This is a genomic window from Variovorax sp. Root411, assembly GCF_001425205.1.
Lineage (GTDB): Bacteria > Pseudomonadota > Gammaproteobacteria > Burkholderiales > Burkholderiaceae_C > Variovorax.
Window position 1 is genome coordinate 295,157 of the sequence record NZ_LMDW01000020.1, and the last position, 21,504, is coordinate 316,660.

Consider the following 21,504-nt stretch of genomic DNA (forward strand, 5'->3'; position numbering starts at 1 on the left):
GAAGCTCAGGCCTTGCTGCGATCCCGCAGCAGGGCCTGGGCGGCTTCGCGGACCAGCGCGGGGCCGCGATAGATCAGGCCGGTGTAGATCTGCACCACGTCCGCACCCGCGGCGATCTTGGCCCTGGCATCGGCACCGCTCAGGATGCCGCCAACACCGATGATCGGAAAGCCCGATCCCAGCGCCGCGCGCAGTTGCGCCACGACGCGGTTGCTGGCCTCGCGCACCGGTGCACCCGACAGTCCACCTGCTTCCTCGGCATGCGGCAGGCCCTTGACTGCATCGCGCGCGAGCGTTGTGTTGGTGGCGATCACGCCATCCATGCCGTGGCGCTTCAGCGTGGCGGCAATCACCGCGACCTGGGCCTCGTCGAGATCGGGGGCGATCTTCACGAACAGCGGGGAGCGCTTGTTGTGGCGCGCGGCCAGCGCCTCGCGCCGTTCGGCGACTGCGCCGAGCAGTGCGTCGAGCGCCTCATCGCTCTGCAGCGTGCGCAGGTTGGCGGTGTTGGGACTCGAGATGTTGATCGTCACGTAGTCGGCATGCGGGTACACGCCGTCGAGGCAGAGCAGGTAGTCGTCCACCGCGCGCTCGATCGGCGTGGCGGCGTTCTTGCCGATGTTCAGGCCCAGCAGCATCGGCGACCTGGCGCCGCTGCCGGCCTTGCGGAAACGCGCCTTCTGCACATTGGCCAGGAAGGCGTCGAGCCCTTCGTTGTTGAAGCCGAGCCGGTTGATCAGCGCATCGCGCTGCGGCAGCCGGAACACGCGCGGCTTGGGGTTGCCCGGCTGGGCCTTCGGCGTCACCGTGCCGACCTCGACGAATCCGAAGCCCATGGCGGCGAAGGCATCGATGCAGCGTGCGTTCTTGTCGAGGCCGGCCGCCAGGCCCACGCGGTTCGGAAAGCTCAGGCCGGCGAGCTGGATCGGATCATTCACGCGCGGTGCCGAATAGGCGCAGGCCAGCGGCGTGTTCTGGGTGCGTGCCAGGCCGTCCAGCGTGAGTTCGTGGGCGTGCTCGGGGTCGAAACCGAACAGGAAAGGGCGGGCCAGGCCGTAGAGCGAAGAGGGCATCAGCAGGGGCATCGGATAATTCTGAACTTCTATGAGCCAAGGATTCTCCGCGATGACCGCACCCGCCACCCCAACCCCTCTTTCTCAGGACGAACTCAAGGCCCAGGTCGGCCTTGCCGCGCTGGCCTATGTGGTCAAGGGCGAGATCGTCGGCGTCGGCACCGGCTCCACGGTGAACAAGTTCATCGACGCGCTGGCCACCATCAAGGACGAGATCAAGGGCGCCGTCTCCAGTTCGGTAGCCTCGACCGAGCGCCTGCGGGCACTGGGCATCCCGGTGTTCGACAGCAACGAGGTGGAAGAACTGGCCGTCTACATCGACGGCGCTGACGAAATCGACCACCGCGGCTTCATGGTGAAGGGCGGCGGCGCCGCGCTCACGCGCGAAAAGATCGTGGCGGCGCAGTCGCGCAAGTTCATCTGCATCGCCGATGCGTCCAAGCTGGTCGATGCGCTGGGTGCGTTTCCGCTGCCGGTGGAGGTGATTCCGATGGCCGCGCGCCGGGTGATGCGCCAGTTCGCGAGCATGGGCGGCATTGCCCAGGTGCGCGAGAGGGACGGCCTGCCGCTGGTTACCGACAATGGTCAGCACATCGTGGACGTGACTGGCCTGCGGATCACCGATCCGCTGGCCTTCGAGTCCGAGGTGAGCCAATGGCCGGGCGTGGTGACGGTGGGCGTCTTTGCGCACCAGAAAGCCGACGTGTGCCTGCTGGGCACCCCGACGGGCGTGAAGACGATGCAGTTCGCCTGACGATCCGCGGCCGCCAGCGCGGCCTGGGTCAGAACTTGATGCCGGCCGGGTTGCTCGGGGTCGGTTCGCTCGAGGCGGGCGGCGGCGGGGCGGGCTGCGCAGCCGGCGCCGCAGGAGTCCGGGCTGCGGGCGCTGCCTGTTGCGCGATCAGTGGCCGCACCAGGCCATTGCGGTAGCCCGCAGGCAGGCTGTTGCTCTTGGGATAGCCGGCCGCGTCGAGGTACTGCGACCACTCGGCATCCGAGAAGCCCTTGAGCTGCTGCGACCCGATGGTCAGCAGCGGCAGCGAACTCTGACTGCTCAGGCGCTGCAGCGCCTGGACTTCCTCGTTGCTCTTGACGGTTCGCTCATCGAACGGGATGCCGCGCGTGACGAGCAGCGAGCGGGCTACGCTGCAGGGCCCGCAATCGTCGCTGCTGTACAGCGTGACGGGGTAGCGCTGCGCCACCTGCCGCAATTCGTACGGCAGGCCAGCGTTGGTGGGCGTGGTGACGCCGCCTTGCGGCCCCGAAGCCGCTTCGGCGCTGGCGGTCGGGGCGCGGTCCGAGAAGGTGACCTTGCCGTTCTTGTCGACCTGGCGGTAGACAGGCTGTGCCATCGCACCCGCGGCAACGAGCACAAGGGCGAGGCCGGTCAGGCGATGCAGTGAGAATTTGTAAATCGGATGCATCGCCCGAGTATCGCAAGCTTCAGCGCCGCATCAAGCGGGCTGGGGCTCCGCCATGCCTTGGTGTCGCAGCAGCGCATCAAGCTGGGGCTCGCGGCCGCGGAAGGCCTTGAACGAATCCATGGCGCTGCGGCTGCCCCCGGCCTCCAGGATGGCCTGGCGGTACTTGCGGCCGGTCTCGATGTTCGGCTCGCCGTCGGCGCCCACGGTTTCCTCGAAGGCCGCGTAGGCATCGGCGCTCAGCACCTCGGCCCACTTGTAGCTGTAGTAGCCGGCCGCGTAGCCGCCCGAGAAGATGTGGCTGAAGGTATTCGGCGTGCGGCTGAACGGCGGCGAGGGCATCACGGCCACCTCGGCGCGTACCTTGCCGAGCAGCGCCATCACGTCGCCGGGTTGGGCGGCGGCCGCGTGGTACTCGGTGTGCAGCAGCATGTCGAACAGCGAGAATTCGATCTGGCGCAGCGTCTGCAGGCCGCTCTGGAAGTTCTTGGCGGCCGTCATCTTGTCGAACAGCGCGCGCGGCAGCGGCTCGCCGGTGTCGACGTGGGCGGTCATGTGCTTGAGCACGTCCCACTCCCAGCAGAAGTTTTCCATGAACTGGCTCGGCAGCTCGACCGCGTCCCACTCGACACCGCTGATGCCCGAGACGTCGCGCTCGTTCACCTGCGTGAGCATGTGGTGCAGGCCGTGGCCGAACTCGTGGAAGAGGGTGGTCACGTCGTCGTGCGTGAGCAGCGGCGGCTTGCCGTCGACGCCGCTGGCGAAGTTGCACACCAGCTGTGCGACCGGCGTCTGCAGCACGCCGTTGTCGGGGCGCAGCCAGCGGGCCCGCACATCGTCCATCCAGGCGCCGCCGCGCTTGGCGGCGCGGGCCGAGGGGTCGAGGTAGAACTGGCCGACCTTCTGGCCGGCGCGTTCGATGCGATAGAACTCGACGCTCGGATGCCACGTGGGCGCCGAATCGCGGCGGATCGACACCTCGAACAGCGTCTCGACGATCTTGAACAGACCGGCCATGACCTTCGGCGCCGGGAAGTACTGCTTCACCTCCTGCTCGCTGAAGGCATAGCGCGCTTCCTTGAGCTTCTCGCCGATGTAGCTCCAGTCCCAGGGTTGCGGGTCGGTGATGCTCAGTTGCTCCGAGGCGAAGACCCGCAGGTCGGCCAGGTCGCGCTCGCCATAGGGCTTGGCCTTGGTGGCGAGATCGCGCAGGAACTTGACGACTTGCTCGGGCGATTCGGCCATCTTCGGCACGACGGACAGCTCGCCGTAGTTCCGGTAGCCCAGCAGCTTCGCTTCTTCCCCGCGCAACGCGAGGATCTCGGTTATGAGCGCGGTGTTGTCGAAGGCGGTATCGCCGAATTCGCTGGCGCGCGTGACGTAGGCGCGGTAGAGCTTCTCGCGCAGCGCGCTGCTTTTGGCGAACTGCATCACCGGCAGGTAGCACGGCATCTTGAGCGTGAGCTTGTAGCCTTCCTTGCCGTCGGCTTCGGCGGCCGCACGTGCGGCGCTCACGACGTCCTCGGGCACGCCCTCGAGTTCGCCCAGGGCGGCGTAGTAGGCGAAAGCATCGGTCGCGTCGAGCGCGTTTTCGCTGAACTTCTGGCTGAGCTCGGCCTGGCGTTCCTGGATGTCGGCGAAGCGCTTCTTGGCATCGCCCTGCAGCTCGGCGCCGCCGAGCACGAAGTTGCGCACGGCGTTCTTGTGCGCCTGGCGCTGCTCGGGGTTCAAGGTGGCGACGTCGATGGCTTTGTACTTGGCGTAAAGCCGCTCATCGGAACCCAGGCGGGTCCAGAAGGCGGTGACGCGCGGCATGGCCTCGTTGTAGGCAGCGCGTAGCTCCGGCGTGTCAGCCACGGCGTTAAGGTGGCCGACGGCACCCCAGGCGCGGCTGAAGCGTTCGGAGGCCACGTCGAGCACCTTGGAGATCGCGTTCCAGTCGGCCGGGAATTCGGACGCCGTCACCGTCTGCAGCGCGGTCTCGGCATCGGCCAGCAGCGTGTCGACCGCGGGCGCCACATGCTCGGGCTTGATGCGGTCGAACAGCGGGAGATCGTTGAAGTCGAGGAGGGGGTTGTTCGTGGTGGCCATGGAAATCACTTGGCGGCGCGTTCCGCAGCTTCAAGGGTGTTGACGAGGAGCATGGCGCGGGTCATCGGGCCGACGCCGCCGGGCACGGGCGTGATCCAGCCGGCCACTTCCTTCACGCTGTCGAAATCGACGTCGCCGGCCAGCTTGCCGTCTGCCTTGCGGTTCATCCCCACGTCGATGACGATTGCACCGGGCTTCACCATGTCGGCCGTCAGGAGATCGAGCTTGCCCACGGCAGCCACGATCACGTCGGCCTGCCGCGTGATGGCGCCGAGGTCTTGCGTGGCGCTGTGGCAGATGGTCACGGTGGCGCTCTTGGCCAGCAGCATCATGGCCATCGGCTTGCCGACGATGTTGCTGCGGCCGATGACCACCGCGTGCTTGCCGCGCAGGTCGTAGCCGATGGATTCGAGCATCTTCATGCAGCCGTGCGGCGTGCAGGGCCAGAAGCCGGGGGCGCCGGTCATCAGCGCGCCGGCGCTGGCGACGTGGAAGCCGTCGACGTCCTTGGCAGGCGAGATCGTCTCGATGACCTTCTGGCTGTCCATGTGCTTGGGCAGCGGCAGCTGAACCAGGATGCCGTGCACCTTCGGGTCGTCGTTGAGGGCGCGGATGCGGGCCAGCAAGTCAGCTTCGCTCAGGTCGGCGGGGTAGGTCTCGAGCGTGGCCTGCAGGCCGGTCTCGGTGCTGTCGTTGACCTTGTGCTTCGTGTAGACCTGGCTCGCCGGATCGCTGCCCACCAAGATGATGGACAGCGCCGGGTTCACGCCGCGCGCCTTCAGCGCGGCGGTGCGGCCGGACACCTCGGCACGAATGGTTTTGGCGAGGGCGTTGCCGTCGATCAGTTGGGCGGTCATCGGTTTCGATTTTCCAAGTAAAAACGCCCGCTTGCGCAGGCGTGGGGGACATGCATTGCTATCGAGGGGATAGCTTCTAGGCCTTGGCCGCGGGTGCCGCCTGTCCGAGCGCGATCTTGAGCAGATCGGCCACGGTGTTGGCGTTGAGCTTTTCCATGATGTTGGCGCGGTGCGCCTCCACCGTCTTGATGCTGATGCCCAGGTCGTCGGCGATCTGCTTGTTCAGGCGCCCGGCGACGATGCGTTCGAGCACCTGCGCCTCGCGGCCCGTGAGCTTGGACAGCAGCGCATCGCGGCTGGCGGACTGCTGGTGCTGCGTGAAAGCGCCGCGCGCATGTTCGAGCATGCGCTCGACCAGCGTGACGAGCTCTTCGTCGTTGAAGGGCTTCTGGATGAAATCCATCGCGCCCTTCTTCATGGAGTCGACCGCCATCGGCACGTCGCCGTGGCCGGTGATGACCACGATCGGAAGCGGGGAGCGCCGTTCGATCAATCGATCCTGCAGTTCGAGGCCGGTCATGCCGGCCATGCGGATGTCGACGATCAAACAGGCGACTTCGCGCGGGTCGTATCGGGAGAGAAAGGATTCGGCGGAATCGAAACAGCGGACTCTGTAGTCCTTGCCCTCGAGCAGCCATTGCAGCGAATCGCGTACGGCTTCGTCGTCGTCGACGACATAGACCGTGCCCTTCTTCGGAATCAAACTCATGCAGGTACCTTTGCCTCGTCGCTAGCTACGGAACTGATAGCGTCCAACACCGGAATCCAGAAGGAAAAACGGCATCCGATCACATCCGGGCCATTGTAGATGTTCTCCGCCTGCATCCGGCCGCGGTGCGACTCGACGATGGTGCGGCACAGATTCAGGCCGATGCCCATGCCCTCGGGCTTGGTGGAGAAGAAGGCCTCGTAGAGCCGGTCCATCACTTCCGGAGCGAGCCCCTTGCCGGTGTCCTGCACCGAGAACTCGATGGCGTTGTGGCCTTCGATGACCTTGGGCAGCACGCGCAGCTCGACGCTGCGGCGCGCCAGCGGGCGCTCGGCGATGTCGATGGATTCGGCCGCGTTCTTCAGCAGGTTGACCATCACCTGCTCGATGAGGATCGGATCGACGCGCACCACCGGCAGCCGCGCGGCCACGTAGTGGTTCAGGCGCACGTTGCGCCGGCGCAGCTCGATGCCCGCCAGCTCGACCGCCTCGCTCACCATGGTGGCCACGTCGGCCGGCGTGCGGTTGGGTTCGCTGCGCTTCACGAAGGAGCGGATGCGCTGGATGATCTGGCCTGCGCGCTGAGCCTGCTTCGACGTCTTCTCGAGCGCGGCGAGCAGCGCGTCGTTGTCGATCGATTGGCCCTTGATGCGCGACATCATCCCGTTGCAGTAGTTGGTGATGGCGGTCAGCGGCTGGTTGAGCTCATGGGCCACGCTGGAGGCCATTTCGCCCATCGTGATGAGGCGGCTCGCAGCCTGGGCCTTGTCGGCCTGCGCGGCGGCCTGCTCCTCGGCGTCGCGGCGCGGCGTGATGTCGGTGGCGATCACCAGCTGCGCGAGGCGGCCGTCGACCCATGTCAGGTAGCGCGAACGCACTTCGAGCCATTTGCCGAGGTGCGGCACGAAGATTTCGTTGTTGGCCGCCTGCGCCGCGGTGAGCGTGTCGATCGGCAGGCCCGCGTACGGATCGACGTCGTCGAGGCCTTCGTCGTGCGCATTCGAGGCTGGCACACCTGCCTGCGCGACCATGCCCAGATGGCCCACGGTGTCGGAGCCGAACCAGAGCCGGTACAGCTTGTTGGCGAACAGCAGTTCCTCGCTGCCGATGGGCGCGACGGACACGGCCGCATCGAGCGCTTCCAGCACGGTGGTGAAGCGTTCGTACGAAGCCGACAACTGCTCGCGGATGCGTGTGGGCTCGGTGATGTCGGTCATTGACGTCATCCAGCCGGTCTGGTGGCCGCGCGCGTCGATCAGCGGCGACACGTAGAGCCGGGCGTTGAACACGCTGCCGTTCTTGCGCTTCACGCGCACCTGGAAGCCGCCGGGCAGGGCACGGCCATGCAGCTCTTCTTCCAGGCGCTCGTTCATCACTTCGCGGTCGGATTCGAGCCAGTAGGGGAAGGGCGGCGACTGGCCGACGAGCTCGGCCTCGCTCCAGCCGGTCATCGCGCAGAAGGCGGCGTTCACGTAGGTGATGCGGCCTTGCAGGTCGAGCACGCGCATGCCGGTCAGCATGGAGTTTTCCATCGCCCGGCGGAAGTTGGTTTCGGCCACCAGCCGCTGCTGTGCCTGCAGCCGCCGCCGCGTGTGCCGCCAGGTGCCGATCAGCATCCAGCTCGTGAGCACGCTGAGCGCGCAGACCAGCCAGAACAGCCCGTTGCCGACCACGCCCTGCGAGGTGCGGTAGGCCTGCGCCCGCAGCACCAGCGCATTGCCCACCGGAGACACCGGCACTTCGTATTCGTTGGTCCGCTCGGTCCAGGGCAGCAGGCGCGTGCCGCCTTCCTTCAGGCTGGTGGTGTTGCCCGCGATCGCATGGCCCTTGGCATCGAGTAGCGACACCGCATAGCGCGCCTGTACTTCGGACGGCATGCCGTAGCGCAACAGCCCGTCGACCGAGAACTCACCGAGCACGACGCCCGCGAACAGGCCTTGATCGAAAAGGGGGATGTGCAGCTGCAGCATCGCAGGGGGGTCGCCCCCGGCCACGGGCTGCGAATACACCGGCTGGCGCAGCTCGCGGGCCAGCGCATAGTTGCTCTCGATGTCGCCGGGACGCAGCACGTCGCCGATCAGGTGCTGCTGGGCCGGATGCACGCTGGGTGCCGCATAGCCGGCCTTGAAGCGGCGGCGGTCGTCGATCCAGGTGATGGTCTGCAGCTCGGGGAACTGGCTCACCAGCGACTCGGCGCGGCTGGTGAATTCGACCGGGTCGATCTCGCGGTTGGAGGCGTCTCGCGCGATGCGCATCAGCTGCTCCTGCCGTTCCAAAAGCCGCAGGCGCATGCGCTGCTGCGCGTATTCGACGTCGCGGCGCACCGACTCCTGCTCGCGCTCGACTTCCTCGGTGCGCAGATACCAGAAGGCGGACACGATGGCGGCAAGAAACAACAGCACGGCCGCCATCGGCGCGAGCATGGCGACCGCGTCCTGCAGCACCGGCGTCTGCCGGCGCCACCACCTGCGCCACCAGGACAGGGGCGAGGCATTCACGGCACTGCGGGCAACTGCCAGCGGAGAGGAAAAGGGCATGGTCCGAGTTTAGGTGAAGCCCTTCGGAAACGACGGCAAAGCAACCTCGGCCTGGGCTTGCGCGCGGTTTTGCGCAGGGCAAACGCCAACTGAAAATATCACATTAAGAAATCGCAACGCACTATTTGAAATTTCAATGTTTCTATGCGAAACTCCGCCGCGTTCGCTGCACAGCGCACTTAAATTACAGCCACAGCCCTAAAAGGAGAGACAAGCATGTCGGCAAATCCCGAGAACCTGTTCGGCTCGGCCGCAAACGATGCGGACGCCCAGGAGACCCGTGAATGGATGGATGCACTGTCCTCCGTCATCCAGAGCGAGGGTCCGGAGCGGGCCCACTTCCTTCTCGAGCAGCTGCTCGAACATGCCCGCCAGAACACGGTCGACATGCCGTTCTCGGCCAACACAGGCTATGTCAACACCATCGAGCCCTCGCAGGAGGCCCGCAGTCCCGGCAACCTCGAGATCGAACAACGCCTGCGCGCCTACATGCGCTGGAATGCCATGGCGATGGTGGTCAAGGCCAACCGCATCCACCCGCCCGAAGGCGGCGACCTCGGCGGCCACATCGGCTCCTTCGCTTCGCTGGCCAGCATGTTCGGTGCCGGCTTCAACCACTTCTGGCACGCCGAGAGCGAGAACCACGGCGGCGACCTGCTCTACATCCAGGGCCACGTCTCGCCCGGCATCTATGCCCGCGCCTACCTCGAAGGCCGCCTCTCCGAAGAGCAACTGCTCAACTTCCGCCAGGAAGTGGACGGCAAGGGCCTGTCGAGCTACCCGCACCCCAAGCTGATGCCGGAGTTCTGGCAGTTCCCGACCGTCTCGATGGGCCTGGGGCCGCTGATGGCGATCTACCAGGCGCGCTTCCTCAAGTACCTGCATGCACGCGGCATCGCCAACACCGAGAACCGCAAGGTCTGGGTGTTCTGTGGCGACGGTGAAATGGACGAGGTGGAATCGCTGGGCGCCATCGGCCTGGCGGCGCGCGAGAACCTCGACAACCTGATCTTCGTCATCAACTGCAACCTGCAGCGCCTGGACGGCCCGGTGCGCGGCAACGGCAAGATCATCCAGGAACTGGAAGGCGAGTTCCGCGGTGCCAACTGGAACGTCGTCAAGCTGATCTGGGGCAAGGGCTGGGACGCCCTGCTCGAAAAGGACCATGACGGCGCGCTGCGCAAGATCATGATGGAGTGCAACGACGGCGACTACCAGGCCATGAAGGCCAACGACGGCGCCTACGTGCGCAAGAACTTCTTCGGCCGCGATCCGCGCACGCTGAAGATGGTCGAGCACATGACCGACGACGAGGTCTGGAGCCTGCAGCGCGGCGGCCACGACTCGCAGAAGGTGTACGCCGCCTTCCATGCCGCTCAGAACCACAAGGGCCAGCCCACTGTGCTGCTCGTCAAGACCGTCAAGGGCTTCGGCATGGGCAAGATCGGCGAAGGCAAGAACACGGTCCACCAGACCAAGAAGCTCGGCGACGAAGACATCAAGGCCTTCCGCGACCGCTTCAATATTCCGATTCCTGACAGCCAGATCGCCGAGCTGCCGTTCTACAAGCCGGCCGACGACACGCCGGAAATGCGCTACCTGCACGAGCGCCGCAAGGCGCTCGGTGGCTACCTGCCGCATCGCCGCGCCAAGGCCGACGAGAGCTTCACGGTGCCTTCGCTCGACACCTTCAAGTCGGTGATCGAGCCCACGGCCGAAGGCCGCGAGATATCAACCACGCAGGCCTACGTGCGCTTCCTCACGCAGCTGCTGCGCGACAAGGCGCTGGGCCCGCGCGTCGTGCCCATCCTGGTGGACGAGGCCCGCACCTTCGGCATGGAAGGCTTGTTCCGCCAGATCGGCATCTACAACCCGCACGGTCAGCAGTACACCCCGGTCGATAAAGACCAGGTCATGTACTACAAGGAAGACAAGGCCGGCCAGATCCTGCAGGAAGGCATCAACGAAGCTGGCGGCATGTCGAGCTGGATCGCGGCGGCCACGTCATACAGCACGAACAACCGCATCATGGTGCCGTTCTACGTGTACTACTCGATGTTCGGCTTCCAGCGCATCGGCGACCTGGCCTGGGCGGCCGGCGACATGCAGGCGCGCGGCTTCCTGCTGGGCGGCACGTCGGGGCGCACCACGCTGAATGGCGAGGGCCTGCAGCACGAAGATGGTCACAGCCACATCCTGGCCAACACCATCCCGAACTGCGTGAGCTACGACCCGACCTTTGCGCACGAAGTCGGCGTGATCTTGCATCACGGCCTGAAGCGCATGGTAGAGAAGCAGGACAACGTCTACTACTACCTGACGCTGCTCAACGAGAACTACGCGATGCCCGGCCTCCAGCCCGGTACCGAAGAGCAGATCATCAAGGGCATGTACCTGTCGAAGCAGGGCCCCGCGCTCAAGGCCAAGGCACCGACCGTGCAACTGCTGGGCAGCGGCACCATCCTGCGCGAAAGCTTTGCCGCGCAAGAACTGCTCGAAAAGGACTGGGGTGTGTCGGCTTCCGTGTGGAGCTGCCCGAGCTTCAACGAACTCACGCGTGACGGCCAGGACGCCGACCGCTGGAACCTGCTGCACCCGGACCAGACGCCGCGCGTGCCCTTCGTGGCCGAGCAGCTGGCGCCCAGCACCGGCCCGGTGGTCGCCTCGACCGACTACATGAAGGCCTATGCCGAGCAGATCCGCCCCTTTATCCCGAAGGGCCGCACCTACAAGGTGCTGGGCACCGACGGCTTCGGCCGCAGCGACTTCCGCAACAAGCTGCGCGAGCACTTCGAGATCAACCGCCACTACATCGTGGTGGCTGCGCTCAAGGCGCTGAGCGAAGATGGCACCGTGCCGGTGGCCAAGGTGGTGGAGGCGATCAGGAAGTACGGCATCAATGTCGACAAGGTCAACCCGCTCTACGCCTGACCCTCAACAATCAACGAACGAAACGTCGCCTCAGGGCGGGAGACAAACGATATGGCAGCAGTGGAAGTCAAGGTGCCGGACATCGGCGATTTCGATGAAGTCGCGGTGATCGAGGTGCTCGTGAAGGTGGGCGACACGGTCAAGGCCGAGCAGTCGCTCATCACGGTGGAGTCGGACAAGGCATCGATGGAAATTCCGTCGTCGACGGCCGGCGTGGTCAAGGAGCTGAAGGTCGAGGTCGGCAGCAAGGTGAAGGAGGGTTCCGTGGTCCTCGTGCTCGAGGCCGAAGGAGCGGGTGCTGCAGCAGCACCGGCCCCGGCGCCTGCTGCGGCGGCTCCCGCAGCTGCCGCGCCGGCACCTGCTGCAGCGGCACCCGCGCCGGCGGCTGCACCGGCCGCCGCGGGCCCGGTCGAGGTCAAGGTGCCCGACATCGGCGACTTCAAGGACGTCGCCGTCATCGAAGTGCTCGTAAAGGTGGGTGACGCGGTCAAGGCCGAGCAGTCGCTCATCACGGTGGAGTCGGACAAGGCATCGATGGAAATTCCGTCGTCGGCTGCGGGCGTGCTCAAGGAGCTCAAGGTCAAGGTGGGCGACACGGTCAACATCGGTGACCTGATCGCGGTGCTCGAAGGCGCTGCAGGGGCTGCTGCTCCGGCGCCGACCCAGGCAGCGGCTGCCGCAACGGCAACCGCAACCGCCAGTGCACCCGCACCGGTTGCTGCATCGGCGCCTGCAGCCACCGCTGCTCCGGCGCATCAGCCGACGGTCGCTCCCAGCGCCAGCCTGCCGCACGCCTCGCCCTCGGTGCGCAAGTTCGCGCGCGAACTCGGCGTGCCGCTCGAAGAGGTCAAGGGCTCCGGTCCCAAGGGCCGCATCACGCAAGAAGACATCCAGGGCTTCACCAAGGCCGTCATGAGCGGCCAGGCCAGCACCAAGGCCTCGGCGGCCAAGGCGCCGGCCGGTGGTGGCGACGGCGCTGCGCTGGGCCTGATCCCATGGCCCAAGGTCGACTTCACGAAGTTCGGCACGATCGAACGCAAGGACCTGTCGCGCATCAAGAAGCTCAGCGGCGCGAACCTGCACCGCAACTGGGTGATGATCCCGCACGTCACCAACAACGACGAAGCCGACATCACCGAGCTCGAAGCCTTCCGCGTCTCCACCAACAAGGAGAACGAGAAGTCGGGCGTGAAGGTCACGATGCTGGCCTTCGTCATCAAGGCGGTGGTTGCAGCGCTGAAGAAATTCCCCGAGTTCAACACCAGCCTGGACGGCGACCAGCTCGTCTACAAGCAGTACTACAACATCGGCTTCGCGGCGGACACGCCCAACGGCCTCGTGGTGCCGGTGCTGAAGGATGCCGACAAGAAGGGCATCCTGCAGATCAGCGCCGAGATGGGCGAACTCGCCAAGAAGGCGCGCGACGGCAAGCTCGGCTCGGCCGACATGCAGGGCGGCTGCTTCTCGATCAGTTCGCTGGGCGGCATCGGGGGCACGCACTTCACGCCGATCATCAACGCTCCCGAAGTGGCCATCCTCGGCCTCTCGAAGGGCCAGATGAAGCCGGTGTGGGACGGCAAGCAATTCGTGCCGCGCCTGACGCTGCCGATGTCGCTGTCGTACGACCACCGCGTGATCGACGGCGCCCTGGCTGCGCGTTTCAACGCCTACCTGGGCCAGGTGCTCGCGGACTACCGTCGAATCCTGCTATGACCACCGTAGTGGCCGTCCGCAAGGGCGGCCAGGTCACGATGGCAGCCGATTCTCTGGTGACCTTCGGCGATACGCGGCTTTCGCACCGCGCCGAGGCGAACCAGAAGATCTTCACCGTCGAGGACGCGGCAGGGCAGAGCCTGTTCGCCGTGGCCGGCGCTGCCGCGCACTTCCTGGTGCTGCAGCACGCGCTGGCCGCGCAACCGCGCGAGCAGTTGCTGTTCGGCAGCAAGCACGAGATCTTCCGCACCTTCACGATGCTGCATCCGGTGCTGAAGGACATGTTCTTCATGCAGACCAAGGAAGACGAGCACGAGCCCTACGAGTCGAGCCAGTTCACGATGCTGATGGCCAACCAGAGCGGCATCTACGGCATCTACAGCTACCGCGAGGTGTTCGAGTTCAAGGAGTTCTGGGCCATCGGCTCGGGGCGCAGCTTTGCGCTCGGCGCCATGCACGCGGCCTATGACATCAAGTCGCGCAACTCGCGCGACGTGGCGGAGGCGGGCATTGCCGCCGCCTGCGAATTCGATCGCAATTCGGCCCCACCGGTCGACGTTCTCACACTCAAACTGAAAGTGTCCAAATGAGCGAACAACAAATCAAGGTGCCCGACATCGGCGACTTCGACGAAGTGGCAGTGATCGAGGTGCTGGTCAACGTAGGAGACACGGTCAAGGCCGAGCAGTCGCTGATCACGGTCGAATCGGACAAGGCCTCGATGGAGATTCCGTCGTCCGCTGCCGGCGTGGTGAAGGCGCTGGCCGTGAAGGTGGGTGACAAGGTCAAGGAAGGCTCGGTGGTGCTGACGCTGGAGGTGGATGGTGCTGCGGCTGCTGCGCCCGCTCCGGCGCCTGCCGCGGCAGCCCCCGCATCCAAGGCAGCGCCCGCGCCGGCCCCCGCTTCGGCGGCCGCGGCCGTGTCGAGCTACGGCGGCAAGGTCGATGTCGAATGCGACGTGATCGTGCTCGGCGCCGGCCCCGGCGGTTACTCGGCCGCCTTCCGTGCCGCTGACCTGGGCCTGAAGGTCGTGCTGATCGAGCGCTACGCCACCCTCGGCGGTGTGTGCCTGAATGTCGGCTGCATCCCGTCGAAGGCGCTGCTGCACGTGGCTTCCGTGATAGACGAGGTGAAGCATTTCGCCGACCTCGGCGTGAGCTTCGCCGCCCCGACGGTCGACCGCGCCAAGCTGCTCGGCCACAAGAACAAGGTGGTGGGCAAGCTCACTGGCGGCCTCACGGCCATGGCCAAGATGCGCAAGGTGACGGTGCTGCGCGGTGTCGGCAATTTCATCGACCCGTACCACCTCGAGGTGGAAGAAACCTCTGGCACGAGCTGGGACACCACCGGCAAGAAGCAGACGGTCAAGTTCCGCAACGCGATCATCGCGGCCGGCTCGCAGTCGGTGAGCCTGCCGTTCATGCCGAAGGATCCGCGCGTGGTCGATTCCACCGGCGCGCTCGAGATGGGAACCGACCCCAAGCGCATGCTGATCCTGGGCGGCGGCATCATCGGCCTCGAAATGGGCACGGTGTATTCCACGCTCGGCGCGAGACTGGACGTGGTCGAGATGCTCGACGGCCTGATGCAGGGCGCTGACCGCGACCTCGTGAAGGTTTGGCAGAAGATGAACACGCCGCGCTTCGACAACATCATGCTCAAGACCAAGACGGTCGGTGCCGAAGCCACGAAGGAGGGCATCAAGATCACCTTCGAGGGCGAGAACGCGCCGAAGGAACCGCAGGTCTACGACCTCGTGCTGCAGGCCGTGGGCCGCAGCCCGAACGGCAAGAAGATCGGCGCCGACAAGGCCGGTGTCACGGTGAGCGATCGCGGCTTCATTCCGGTCGACATCCAGATGCGCACCAACGTGCCCCACATCTTCGCCATCGGCGACATCGTGGGCCAGCCCATGCTGGCGCACAAGGCGGTGCACGAGGCGCACGTGGCGGCCGAAGTCATCGCCGGCGAGCAGAAGGGCGACAAGGAGTTGTCCAGCGCCGCCTTCAATGCCCGCGTGATCCCCAGCGTCGCCTACACCGACCCCGAAGTGGCGTGGGTCGGCCTCACAGAGGACCAGGCGAAGGCCGAGGGCATCAAGGTCAAGAAGGGGCACTTCCCATGGACGGCCTCGGGCCGCGCCATTGCCAACGGCCGCGACGAGGGCATCACCAAGCTGCTGTTCGATGCCGAAACGCACCGCATCCTCGGCGGCGGCATCGTCGGCACGCATGCCGGCGACATGATCGGCGAGATCGCGCTGGCCATCGAGATGGGCGCGGACGAGATCGACATCGGCAAGACCATCCACCCGCACCCGACGCTGGGCGAAAGCATCGGCATGGCGGCGGAAGTGGCGCACGGCACCTGCACGGACCTGCCGCCGGCGAAGAAGGCCGCATGAGCCAGGGCGCTATCGAGCGCCCATGAAAAAATCCCGCCGAGGCGGGATTTTTTTCGTCCTGAGTTTGGGAGGGCTCAGTTGCCGGTATTGGCGACAGCCGCAGCCTTGACTTCTTCCGTCGATCCGGCGAGCACGCGGCGGGCACCGTCGAAGCGGTGTTGCCAATAGCTTCCGTTCATGTCTTCCACGCGGACTTGGGCGCCGGAGCGGGGCGAGTGGATGAACTTGCCTTCGCCGACGTAGATGCCGACATGGCTGAAGGCGCGGCGCATGGTGTTGAAGAACACGAGGTCGCCGGGCTTGAGCTGGCTGCGATCGATCTTCTCGGTGGCGGCGGCTTGCTCTTCGGCGCGGCGCGGGAGCATGTGGCCCACGGTCTGGTTGTACATGGCGCGAACGAAGCCGCTGCAATCGAAACCCGATTCCGCGGTGTTGCCGCCGCGGCGGTATGGAACGCCGAGGAAGCCGATGGCGGTCACCACCAGATCCGAAGTGCGTTCGGTGACGGTCTGGCGAACTTGCTTGAGCTGTCCGATGATGCCCTTGTCGGCGAGCATTCGTGCCAACTCGTCATCGGTCTTGTCCTGTTGAGGGGCCGCATGAACGGCGACGGCAAAAAGAAGGGACACGGGTAGGACGAAAAAACGCATGGCGCGTAGGATATTGATGACGCGCGGTTATGTCAATTTAAACAGAATTAGCGAATGCCTTTGTAAGTTATTGATTTACATGAAAAATTTCAATCCAGGCAAAGAAAAAATGTAACGGCGAACGTTTATGGCCCATAAGCGGTTGACCGCGAACGAGCCCTCGGACTTCAGGCTGATCGACGCTCTCGCTGGAATCAGTCGTTATTTATCGTCAAGATCGCGCTAACTTCACGGAAAAGCCATGAATTTGTCGCGCTTATCACTTTCGGCTTCTCTTCGTCTCTGGACTTTTGTCACGGTAATCGGTTTCTGCGCCACCGCCGCGGCGCAGATGAGGCCTGAAACAGTGGCTACCGGTCTTGAAAACCCGTGGGGCGTCGCCTTCCTTCCGGGTGGCCGTTTCGTGGTGACGGAGCGGCCCGGCCGCCTCCGGCTGGTCGGCGCCGACGGGAAGATCGCGGCGCCCATCGCGGGCTTGCCTCCCATCGCGGCGGGTGGGCAGGGCGGCTTGCTCGACGTGCTGGCCGACTCCGACTTCGAGAAAAACCGCACTCTGTACTTCTGCTTCTCCGAACCCGATGCCGGCGGTTCGGCCAACAGCACCGCGCTGGCCCGCGCCACTCTGTCGGCCGACGGCACGAAGCTCGAGGAACTGAAGATCATCTTCAGCCAGCAGCCCCAGGTCGCGAGCCGCAACCACTTCGGCTGCCGCATCGTAGAGGCGCGCGATGGCACGCTGTTCCTTACGCTGGGCGACCGCTTCAGCCGCAAGGAAGACGCGCAGAAGCTGGACAACCACCTGGGCAAGATCGTGCGCATCGGCAAGGACGGCATGGTGCCGAAGGACAACCCCTTCGTCGGCAAGGCGGGCGCGCTGCCCGAGATATGGAGCTACGGCCACCGCAACGGGCAGGGCGCCACGCTCGCGCCCGACGGCCGCCTCTGGATGACCGAGCACGGGCCGCAGGGCGGCGACGAAATCAACGTTCCGCAGGCCGGCCGCAACTACGGCTGGCCCGTCATCACCTACGGCGAGAACTACGGCGGCGGAAAGATCGGCGATGGCACCACGGCCAAGGAGGGAATGGAGCAGCCGCTGCACTACTGGGTGCCGTCGATCGCGCCGGCCGGCATGGCGTTCCTGACCAGCGACCGCTACGGCGCGGCGTGGAAGGGCAACCTGTTCGTGGGCTCGCTCAAGTTCGGCTATCTCGACCGCATCGAGCTGAAAGGCGGCAAGGTGGTCGCCGAACACAAGCTGCTGGCCGAGGGCCGCGCCCGCATCCGCGACGTGAAGCAGGGGCCGGATGGATTGCTCTACGTGCTCACCGACGAAGCCGACGGCAAGCTGCTGCGCCTGCGGCCGAACTGAGTTCGGCGCGGATTTTCAGCCGGGGCAGCCCGGCAGCGGCAAGGTCGGCAGCATCCGGCGCCAGAGGCGGTTCCACTCAGGCCAGTCATGGCCGCCTTCTGTCGTGAAGACGCGCTCGGGCGGCAGCACGTTCGCCAGTAGCCGGTTGCTGAAGGCAAAGCGGTCGTCCACGCCGTAGCCCAGATAGAGCGGCGGCCGCGCGCCTGCCGCGTTCGTGAAGCCCGCGTAACCGCGCAGCCATTGCCAGAGCTGCGTCTCGTTGGGCGTTCGCGGAGGGCTCGCGGCCGGGTCGACCAGCGGCCCGTTCCACCTGGCGAGGCCGCCCGCGTTGGCGATGTCTGCGCCGAGCGTGCGCTCGCCGAGGTAGGGCGCGAGCGTCACCAGCCCCGCGAGTTCGCCGGGGTGCGTCTGCGCATAGAGCATTCCGCCGAAACCGCCGAGGGAAATGCCGACGAACCAGATGTGGCGGTAGCCCTGGCTGCGCGCCGGCGCGACCACGTCGGCGCTCAGGCGGTCGAGGATGGTCTTGTCGTTGAAGTAGCCGAGATGCGCGTCGACCAGCATCACGTCCGCCGCGACGCGATTCTCCCGAACGGCGCCGACGAAGCCCTCGCGCGCGAACTCGTCGGGCGCCGAGTAGGCGCCGGGAAGCATGACCAGCAGCGTGTCGACCTCGCCCCGTGCGCAACTGCTCTTTTCGAGCGAAGTCGCCATTGGCGCCACGGCCTTGCGCAGGCCGCCGCAGGCCACGGCGAGCAGCGCGGCACCGAGGCCCAGCGCCGCGAGCCACGCCCGCTTGGAGAACAGCTTCATGCGCCGCAGTTTAGGCGTGCATCGATGCCGGCAGATGGCCCGTGCCGGCGGGCGCACGCTGAGAGAGCCCGATGCGGTGCTTTCAGTGGTACGGTTCAGCCCAACTCAACCGATCCCTGAAAGACACCGCTCATGCTGCTCGACGCCTCGCTCTCCCAGCTCGTTCTGGTCGACTACCAGGCGCGGCTGATGCCGGCGATCTTCGAGGGCGAGGCCGTCGCGCAGAACGCTGTGCGGCTCGGCAAGATGGCGCATCTGTTCCAGGTGCCGGTGTTCGGCACCGAGCACAACCCCTCCAGCCTCGGCGAAAACCTGCCCGACATCCGTGCGCTGTGCCAGCGCACCTTGTCGAAGATGCATTTCAGCGGCGTGGAGGAGGGCTTGGGCGAGTGGCTACGCGTACCGGCCAAGGCGCCGCAGGGCAACGCGCGCAGCCTGCCCAAGCATCTGCAAAAACCCGCGGCTGCGGCCGAGGAGCGCAACAGCATCGTGATCGCCGGCTGCGAAGCCCATGTCTGCCTGCTGCAGACCGCGCTCGACCTGCTGGAAGACGAGTTCGAGGTCTGGGTCGTGACCGACGCCTGCAGCTCGCGCACCGAGCGCAACCGCGACGCGGCCTTCGACCGGTTGGCTGGCGCCGGCGCCGAACTCGTGACGACCGAGATGGTCGGCTTCGAGTGGCTGCGCACGGCGGAGCACCCCGAATTTCCTGAATTGCTTTCGCTCGTCCGGTAGCTGCATCTGCGGCCGGAGGCAGGGCTCGGCCGGATTGTTCCGGCCGTCAGCTTGCTGCAAGATCAATCTCCATAATTATGAATTCAGTTTTGGCGGTGCCGCCAGACCCGAATGAATAACAGGAGCCACGTCCAGATGAGCCGCTACGAAGAGTTCTATCGCCAATCCGTCGACGCGCCCGAGGCCTTCTGGGCCGAACAGGCGAAGCTGATCGACTGGCAGACCCCTGCGCAACAGATCCTGGACGCCAGCCAGCCACCTTTTGCGCGCTGGTTCGTCGGCGGCACGACCAACCTGTGCCACAACGCGGTCGATCGGCATCTGGCCGCGCGGGGCGATCAGCCCGCGCTGGTCTTCGTCTCCTCCGAAATCGGCGTCGAGAAGAGCTACAGCTTCGACGAGTTGCATGCCGAGGTGCAGCGCACCGCCGCCAGCCTGATCGAACTTGGCGTGGGCAAGGGCGATCGCGTGCTCATCTACATGCCGATGATTCCCGAGGCCGCCTTCGCGATGCTGGCCTGCGCGCGCATCGGCGCCATCCACTGCGTGGTGTTCGGCGGATTCGCCAGCGGCTCGCTGGCCACGCGCATCGAGGACGCCGAGCCCAAGGTGATCGTGAGCGCCGATGCGGGCTCGCGTGGCGGCAAGGTCATTGCGTACAAGCCCTTGCTCGACGAGGCGATCCGGTTGTCGAAACACAAGCCCTCGGCGGTGCTGCTTACGGACCGCGGCCTCGCATCCATGGACCTGACTGCCGGCCGTGACCACCTGGCCGCCGAACTCAGGCGCAAGCACCTCGACGCCAAGGTGCCCTGCACATGGCTCGCCTCCACCGACATCAGCTACACCATCTACACCAGCGGCACGACCGGCAAGCCCAAGGGCGTGCAGCGCGACGTGGGCGGCTATGCGGTCGCGCTGGCCGCGAGCATGAAGCACATCTTCGACGGCCGGCCCGGCGAAACCTACTTCTCCACCAGCGACATCGGCTGGGTGGTGGGCCACAGCTACATCGTCTACGGCCCGCTCATCGCGGGCATGGCGACGATCATGTACGAGGGCCTGCCCACGCAAGGCATCGACCGGCAGCCCGACGGCGGCATCTGGTGGCGGCTCGTCGAAAAGTACAAGGTGACGGTGATGTTCAGCGCCCCCACCGCGGTGCGCGTGCTCAAGAAGCAGGACCCGGCGCTGCTGAAGAAGTACGACCTGTCGAGCCTGCGCGCGCTGTTTTTGGCGGGCGAGCCGCTCGACGAGCCCACCGCACGCTGGATCAGCGAAGGCCTGGGCGTGCCGATCATCGACAACTACTGGCAGACCGAATCGGGCTGGCCGATGATCACCATCGCCAACGGCGTCGAGGCCAAGTCCAGCAAGTTCGGCAGCCCGGGCGTGCCGATGTACGGCTACCGCATCAAGATCCTGCACGAATCGACCGGCGAGGAACTGACCGCCCCGAACGAGAAGGGCGTGGTGGTGGTCGAAGGCCCGACGCCGCCCGGCTTCATGCAGACCGTGTGGAAGGACGACGCGCGCTTCGTCAACACCTACTGGAAGAGCGTGCCCGGCAAAATGGTCTATTCGACCTTCGACTGGGGCATCCGCGACGAAGACGGCTACTTCTACATCCTCGGTCGCACCGACGACGTGATCAACGTCGCGGGCCACCGCCTCGGCACGCGCGAGATCGAGGAGAGCATCTCGGGCCATGCCAACGTGGCCGAGGTCGCGGTGGTCGGCGTGGCCGACGCGCTCAAGGGCCAGGTCGCGATGGCCTTCGTCGTTCCCAAGGACGGCAAGGCCGTGGGCGACGCCGATGCGGCTCTCAAGCTCGAGGGCGAGATCATGAAGATGGTGGCCGACCAGCTCGGCGCACTGGCGCGGCCAGCGCGCGTGCGTTTCGTGAGCGGCCTGCCCAAGACCCGCAGCGGCAAGCTGCTGCGCCGTGCCATCCAGGCCGTGTGCGAGCAGCGCGATCCGGGCGACCTGACCACCATCGACGACCCCGCCACGCTGCAGCAAATCAAGCAGTTACTTTCTTCTGACTGAATGAGCAGGCGAGGGGTTGCGAAGCCTCTTTGGGCCGTCATATGGTTGACGTGGCACAATGCCAAGGTACTCAGGCCCTTCCCCAGCCACAGTCGCATCCGCCAATCGGTTCAGCCGTGTCGCGGAAGGTTTCTTAACCAGCTAGTGCT

16 protein-coding genes are annotated in these 21,504 nt (G+C 65.8%); 8 read left to right on the plus strand and 8 right to left on the minus strand.

Annotated features, from left to right (window positions below):
* Window positions 1-5: 5 nt before the first annotated feature.
* Window positions 6-1,085, minus strand: coding sequence for a quinone-dependent dihydroorotate dehydrogenase (locus tag ASC92_RS25875; RefSeq protein ID WP_157609137.1), 1,080 nt, complete (start codon window positions 1,083-1,085; stop codon window positions 6-8).
* 40 nt (window positions 1,086-1,125) lie between these two features.
* On the opposite strand from ASC92_RS25875, the gene rpiA reads away from it, so the two are divergent.
* Window positions 1,126-1,827 carry a ribose-5-phosphate isomerase RpiA gene (rpiA, locus tag ASC92_RS25880; RefSeq protein WP_056521608.1) on the plus strand — a complete coding sequence of 234 codons (702 nt, stop codon included), beginning with the start codon at window positions 1,126-1,128 and terminating at the stop codon, window positions 1,825-1,827.
* 28 nt (window positions 1,828-1,855) lie between these two features.
* Here the strand turns inward: rpiA and ASC92_RS25885 are convergent, their stop codons facing one another.
* The 5 genes from ASC92_RS25885 to ASC92_RS25905 all read right to left on the minus strand — a co-directional run bounded on the left by ASC92_RS25885 (window position 1,856) and on the right by ASC92_RS25905 (window position 8,688).
* Entirely contained in the window at window positions 1,856-2,497 is a 642-nt protein-coding gene (locus ASC92_RS25885) for a glutaredoxin family protein (RefSeq protein WP_056521611.1), read from the minus strand.
* Window positions 2,498-2,527: 30 nt separating this feature from the next.
* Window positions 2,528-4,585, minus strand: coding sequence for a M3 family metallopeptidase (locus tag ASC92_RS25890; RefSeq protein ID WP_056521616.1), 2,058 nt, complete (start codon window positions 4,583-4,585; stop codon window positions 2,528-2,530).
* A 5-nt stretch (window positions 4,586-4,590) separates the two neighbouring features.
* Window positions 4,591-5,442, minus strand: coding sequence for a bifunctional methylenetetrahydrofolate dehydrogenase/methenyltetrahydrofolate cyclohydrolase FolD (gene folD / locus ASC92_RS25895; protein ID WP_056521619.1), 852 nt, complete (start codon window positions 5,440-5,442; stop codon window positions 4,591-4,593).
* 76 nt (window positions 5,443-5,518) lie between these two features.
* Entirely contained in the window at window positions 5,519-6,151 is a 633-nt protein-coding gene (locus ASC92_RS25900) for a response regulator transcription factor (RefSeq protein ID WP_012747279.1), read from the minus strand.
* Window positions 6,148-8,688 carry a PAS domain S-box protein gene (locus tag ASC92_RS25905; protein WP_056521622.1) on the minus strand — a complete coding sequence of 847 codons (2,541 nt, stop codon included), beginning with the start codon at window positions 8,686-8,688 and terminating at the stop codon, window positions 6,148-6,150. The genes ASC92_RS25900 and ASC92_RS25905 overlap by 4 nt, the downstream gene beginning before the upstream one ends.
* A gap of 216 nt (window positions 8,689-8,904) precedes the next feature.
* Between ASC92_RS25905 and aceE the strand changes: the two genes are divergently transcribed.
* From aceE to lpdA, 4 genes are read left to right on the plus strand one after another with little or no spacing between them, the layout of a single operon-like run.
* Window positions 8,905-11,619, plus strand: coding sequence for a pyruvate dehydrogenase (acetyl-transferring), homodimeric type (gene aceE, locus ASC92_RS25910; RefSeq protein WP_056521625.1), 2,715 nt, complete (start codon window positions 8,905-8,907; stop codon window positions 11,617-11,619).
* Between the two features lie 51 nt (window positions 11,620-11,670).
* Window positions 11,671-13,332 carry a dihydrolipoyllysine-residue acetyltransferase gene (gene aceF / locus ASC92_RS25915; protein ID WP_056521628.1) on the plus strand — a complete coding sequence of 554 codons (1,662 nt, stop codon included), beginning with the start codon at window positions 11,671-11,673 and terminating at the stop codon, window positions 13,330-13,332.
* Window positions 13,329-13,922 carry an MFS transporter gene (locus ASC92_RS25920; protein ID WP_056521631.1) on the plus strand — a complete coding sequence of 198 codons (594 nt, stop codon included), beginning with the start codon at window positions 13,329-13,331 and terminating at the stop codon, window positions 13,920-13,922. The genes aceF and ASC92_RS25920 overlap by 4 nt, the downstream gene beginning before the upstream one ends.
* Complete coding sequence (lpdA, locus tag ASC92_RS25925; RefSeq protein WP_056521635.1) at window positions 13,919-15,736, plus strand: dihydrolipoyl dehydrogenase; 1,818 nt, start codon at window positions 13,919-13,921, stop codon at window positions 15,734-15,736. Before ASC92_RS25920 ends, lpdA begins: the two co-directional genes overlap by 4 nt.
* 74 nt (window positions 15,737-15,810) lie before the next feature.
* Here the strand turns inward: lpdA and ASC92_RS25930 are convergent, their stop codons facing one another.
* Window positions 15,811-16,386: a C40 family peptidase gene (locus ASC92_RS25930; RefSeq protein ID WP_056521638.1), complete on the minus strand. Its 576-nt coding sequence runs from the start codon at window positions 16,384-16,386 to the stop codon at window positions 15,811-15,813.
* Between the two features lie 241 nt (window positions 16,387-16,627).
* On the opposite strand from ASC92_RS25930, the gene ASC92_RS25935 reads away from it, so the two are divergent.
* Window positions 16,628-17,758: a PQQ-dependent sugar dehydrogenase gene (locus ASC92_RS25935; protein WP_056521639.1), complete on the plus strand. Its 1,131-nt coding sequence runs from the start codon at window positions 16,628-16,630 to the stop codon at window positions 17,756-17,758.
* A gap of 15 nt (window positions 17,759-17,773) precedes the next feature.
* On the opposite strand, the gene ASC92_RS25940 is transcribed toward ASC92_RS25935, so the two are convergent.
* Entirely contained in the window at window positions 17,774-18,571 is a 798-nt protein-coding gene (locus tag ASC92_RS25940) for an alpha/beta fold hydrolase (protein WP_082519727.1), read from the minus strand.
* A gap of 132 nt (window positions 18,572-18,703) precedes the next feature.
* Between ASC92_RS25940 and ASC92_RS25945 the strand changes: the two genes are divergently transcribed.
* On the plus strand, window positions 18,704-19,306 hold the full coding sequence (locus ASC92_RS25945; protein WP_056521642.1) for an isochorismatase family protein: 603 nt from the start codon (window positions 18,704-18,706) through the stop codon (window positions 19,304-19,306).
* Between the two features lie 111 nt (window positions 19,307-19,417).
* Complete coding sequence (locus ASC92_RS25950) at window positions 19,418-21,355, plus strand: propionate--CoA ligase (RefSeq protein ID WP_082519728.1); 1,938 nt, start codon at window positions 19,418-19,420, stop codon at window positions 21,353-21,355.
* Window positions 21,356-21,504 lie beyond the last annotated feature (149 nt).

Coding starts and splice junctions, on each gene's coding strand:
- ASC92_RS25875 (WP_157609137.1), bottom strand. CDS start 1,085: ATGCCCCTGCTGATGCCCTCTTCGCTCTACGGCCTGGCCCGCCCTTTC.
- rpiA (WP_056521608.1), top strand. CDS start 1,126: ATGACCGCACCCGCCACCCCAACCCCTCTTTCTCAGGACGAACTCAAG.
- ASC92_RS25885 (WP_056521611.1), bottom strand. CDS start 2,497: ATGCATCCGATTTACAAATTCTCACTGCATCGCCTGACCGGCCTCGCC.
- ASC92_RS25890 (WP_056521616.1), bottom strand. CDS start 4,585: ATGGCCACCACGAACAACCCCCTCCTCGACTTCAACGATCTCCCGCTG.
- folD (WP_056521619.1), bottom strand. CDS start 5,442: ATGACCGCCCAACTGATCGACGGCAACGCCCTCGCCAAAACCATTCGT.
- ASC92_RS25900 (WP_012747279.1), bottom strand. CDS start 6,151: ATGAGTTTGATTCCGAAGAAGGGCACGGTCTATGTCGTCGACGACGAC.
- ASC92_RS25905 (WP_056521622.1), bottom strand. CDS start 8,688: ATGCCCTTTTCCTCTCCGCTGGCAGTTGCCCGCAGTGCCGTGAATGCC.
- aceE (WP_056521625.1), top strand. CDS start 8,905: ATGTCGGCAAATCCCGAGAACCTGTTCGGCTCGGCCGCAAACGATGCG.
- aceF (WP_056521628.1), top strand. CDS start 11,671: ATGGCAGCAGTGGAAGTCAAGGTGCCGGACATCGGCGATTTCGATGAA.
- ASC92_RS25920 (WP_056521631.1), top strand. CDS start 13,329: ATGACCACCGTAGTGGCCGTCCGCAAGGGCGGCCAGGTCACGATGGCA.
- lpdA (WP_056521635.1), top strand. CDS start 13,919: ATGAGCGAACAACAAATCAAGGTGCCCGACATCGGCGACTTCGACGAA.
- ASC92_RS25930 (WP_056521638.1), bottom strand. CDS start 16,386: ATGCGTTTTTTCGTCCTACCCGTGTCCCTTCTTTTTGCCGTCGCCGTT.
- ASC92_RS25935 (WP_056521639.1), top strand. CDS start 16,628: ATGAATTTGTCGCGCTTATCACTTTCGGCTTCTCTTCGTCTCTGGACT.
- ASC92_RS25940 (WP_082519727.1), bottom strand. CDS start 18,571: ATGAAGCTGTTCTCCAAGCGGGCGTGGCTCGCGGCGCTGGGCCTCGGT.
- ASC92_RS25945 (WP_056521642.1), top strand. CDS start 18,704: ATGCTGCTCGACGCCTCGCTCTCCCAGCTCGTTCTGGTCGACTACCAG.
- ASC92_RS25950 (WP_082519728.1), top strand. CDS start 19,418: ATGAATAACAGGAGCCACGTCCAGATGAGCCGCTACGAAGAGTTCTAT.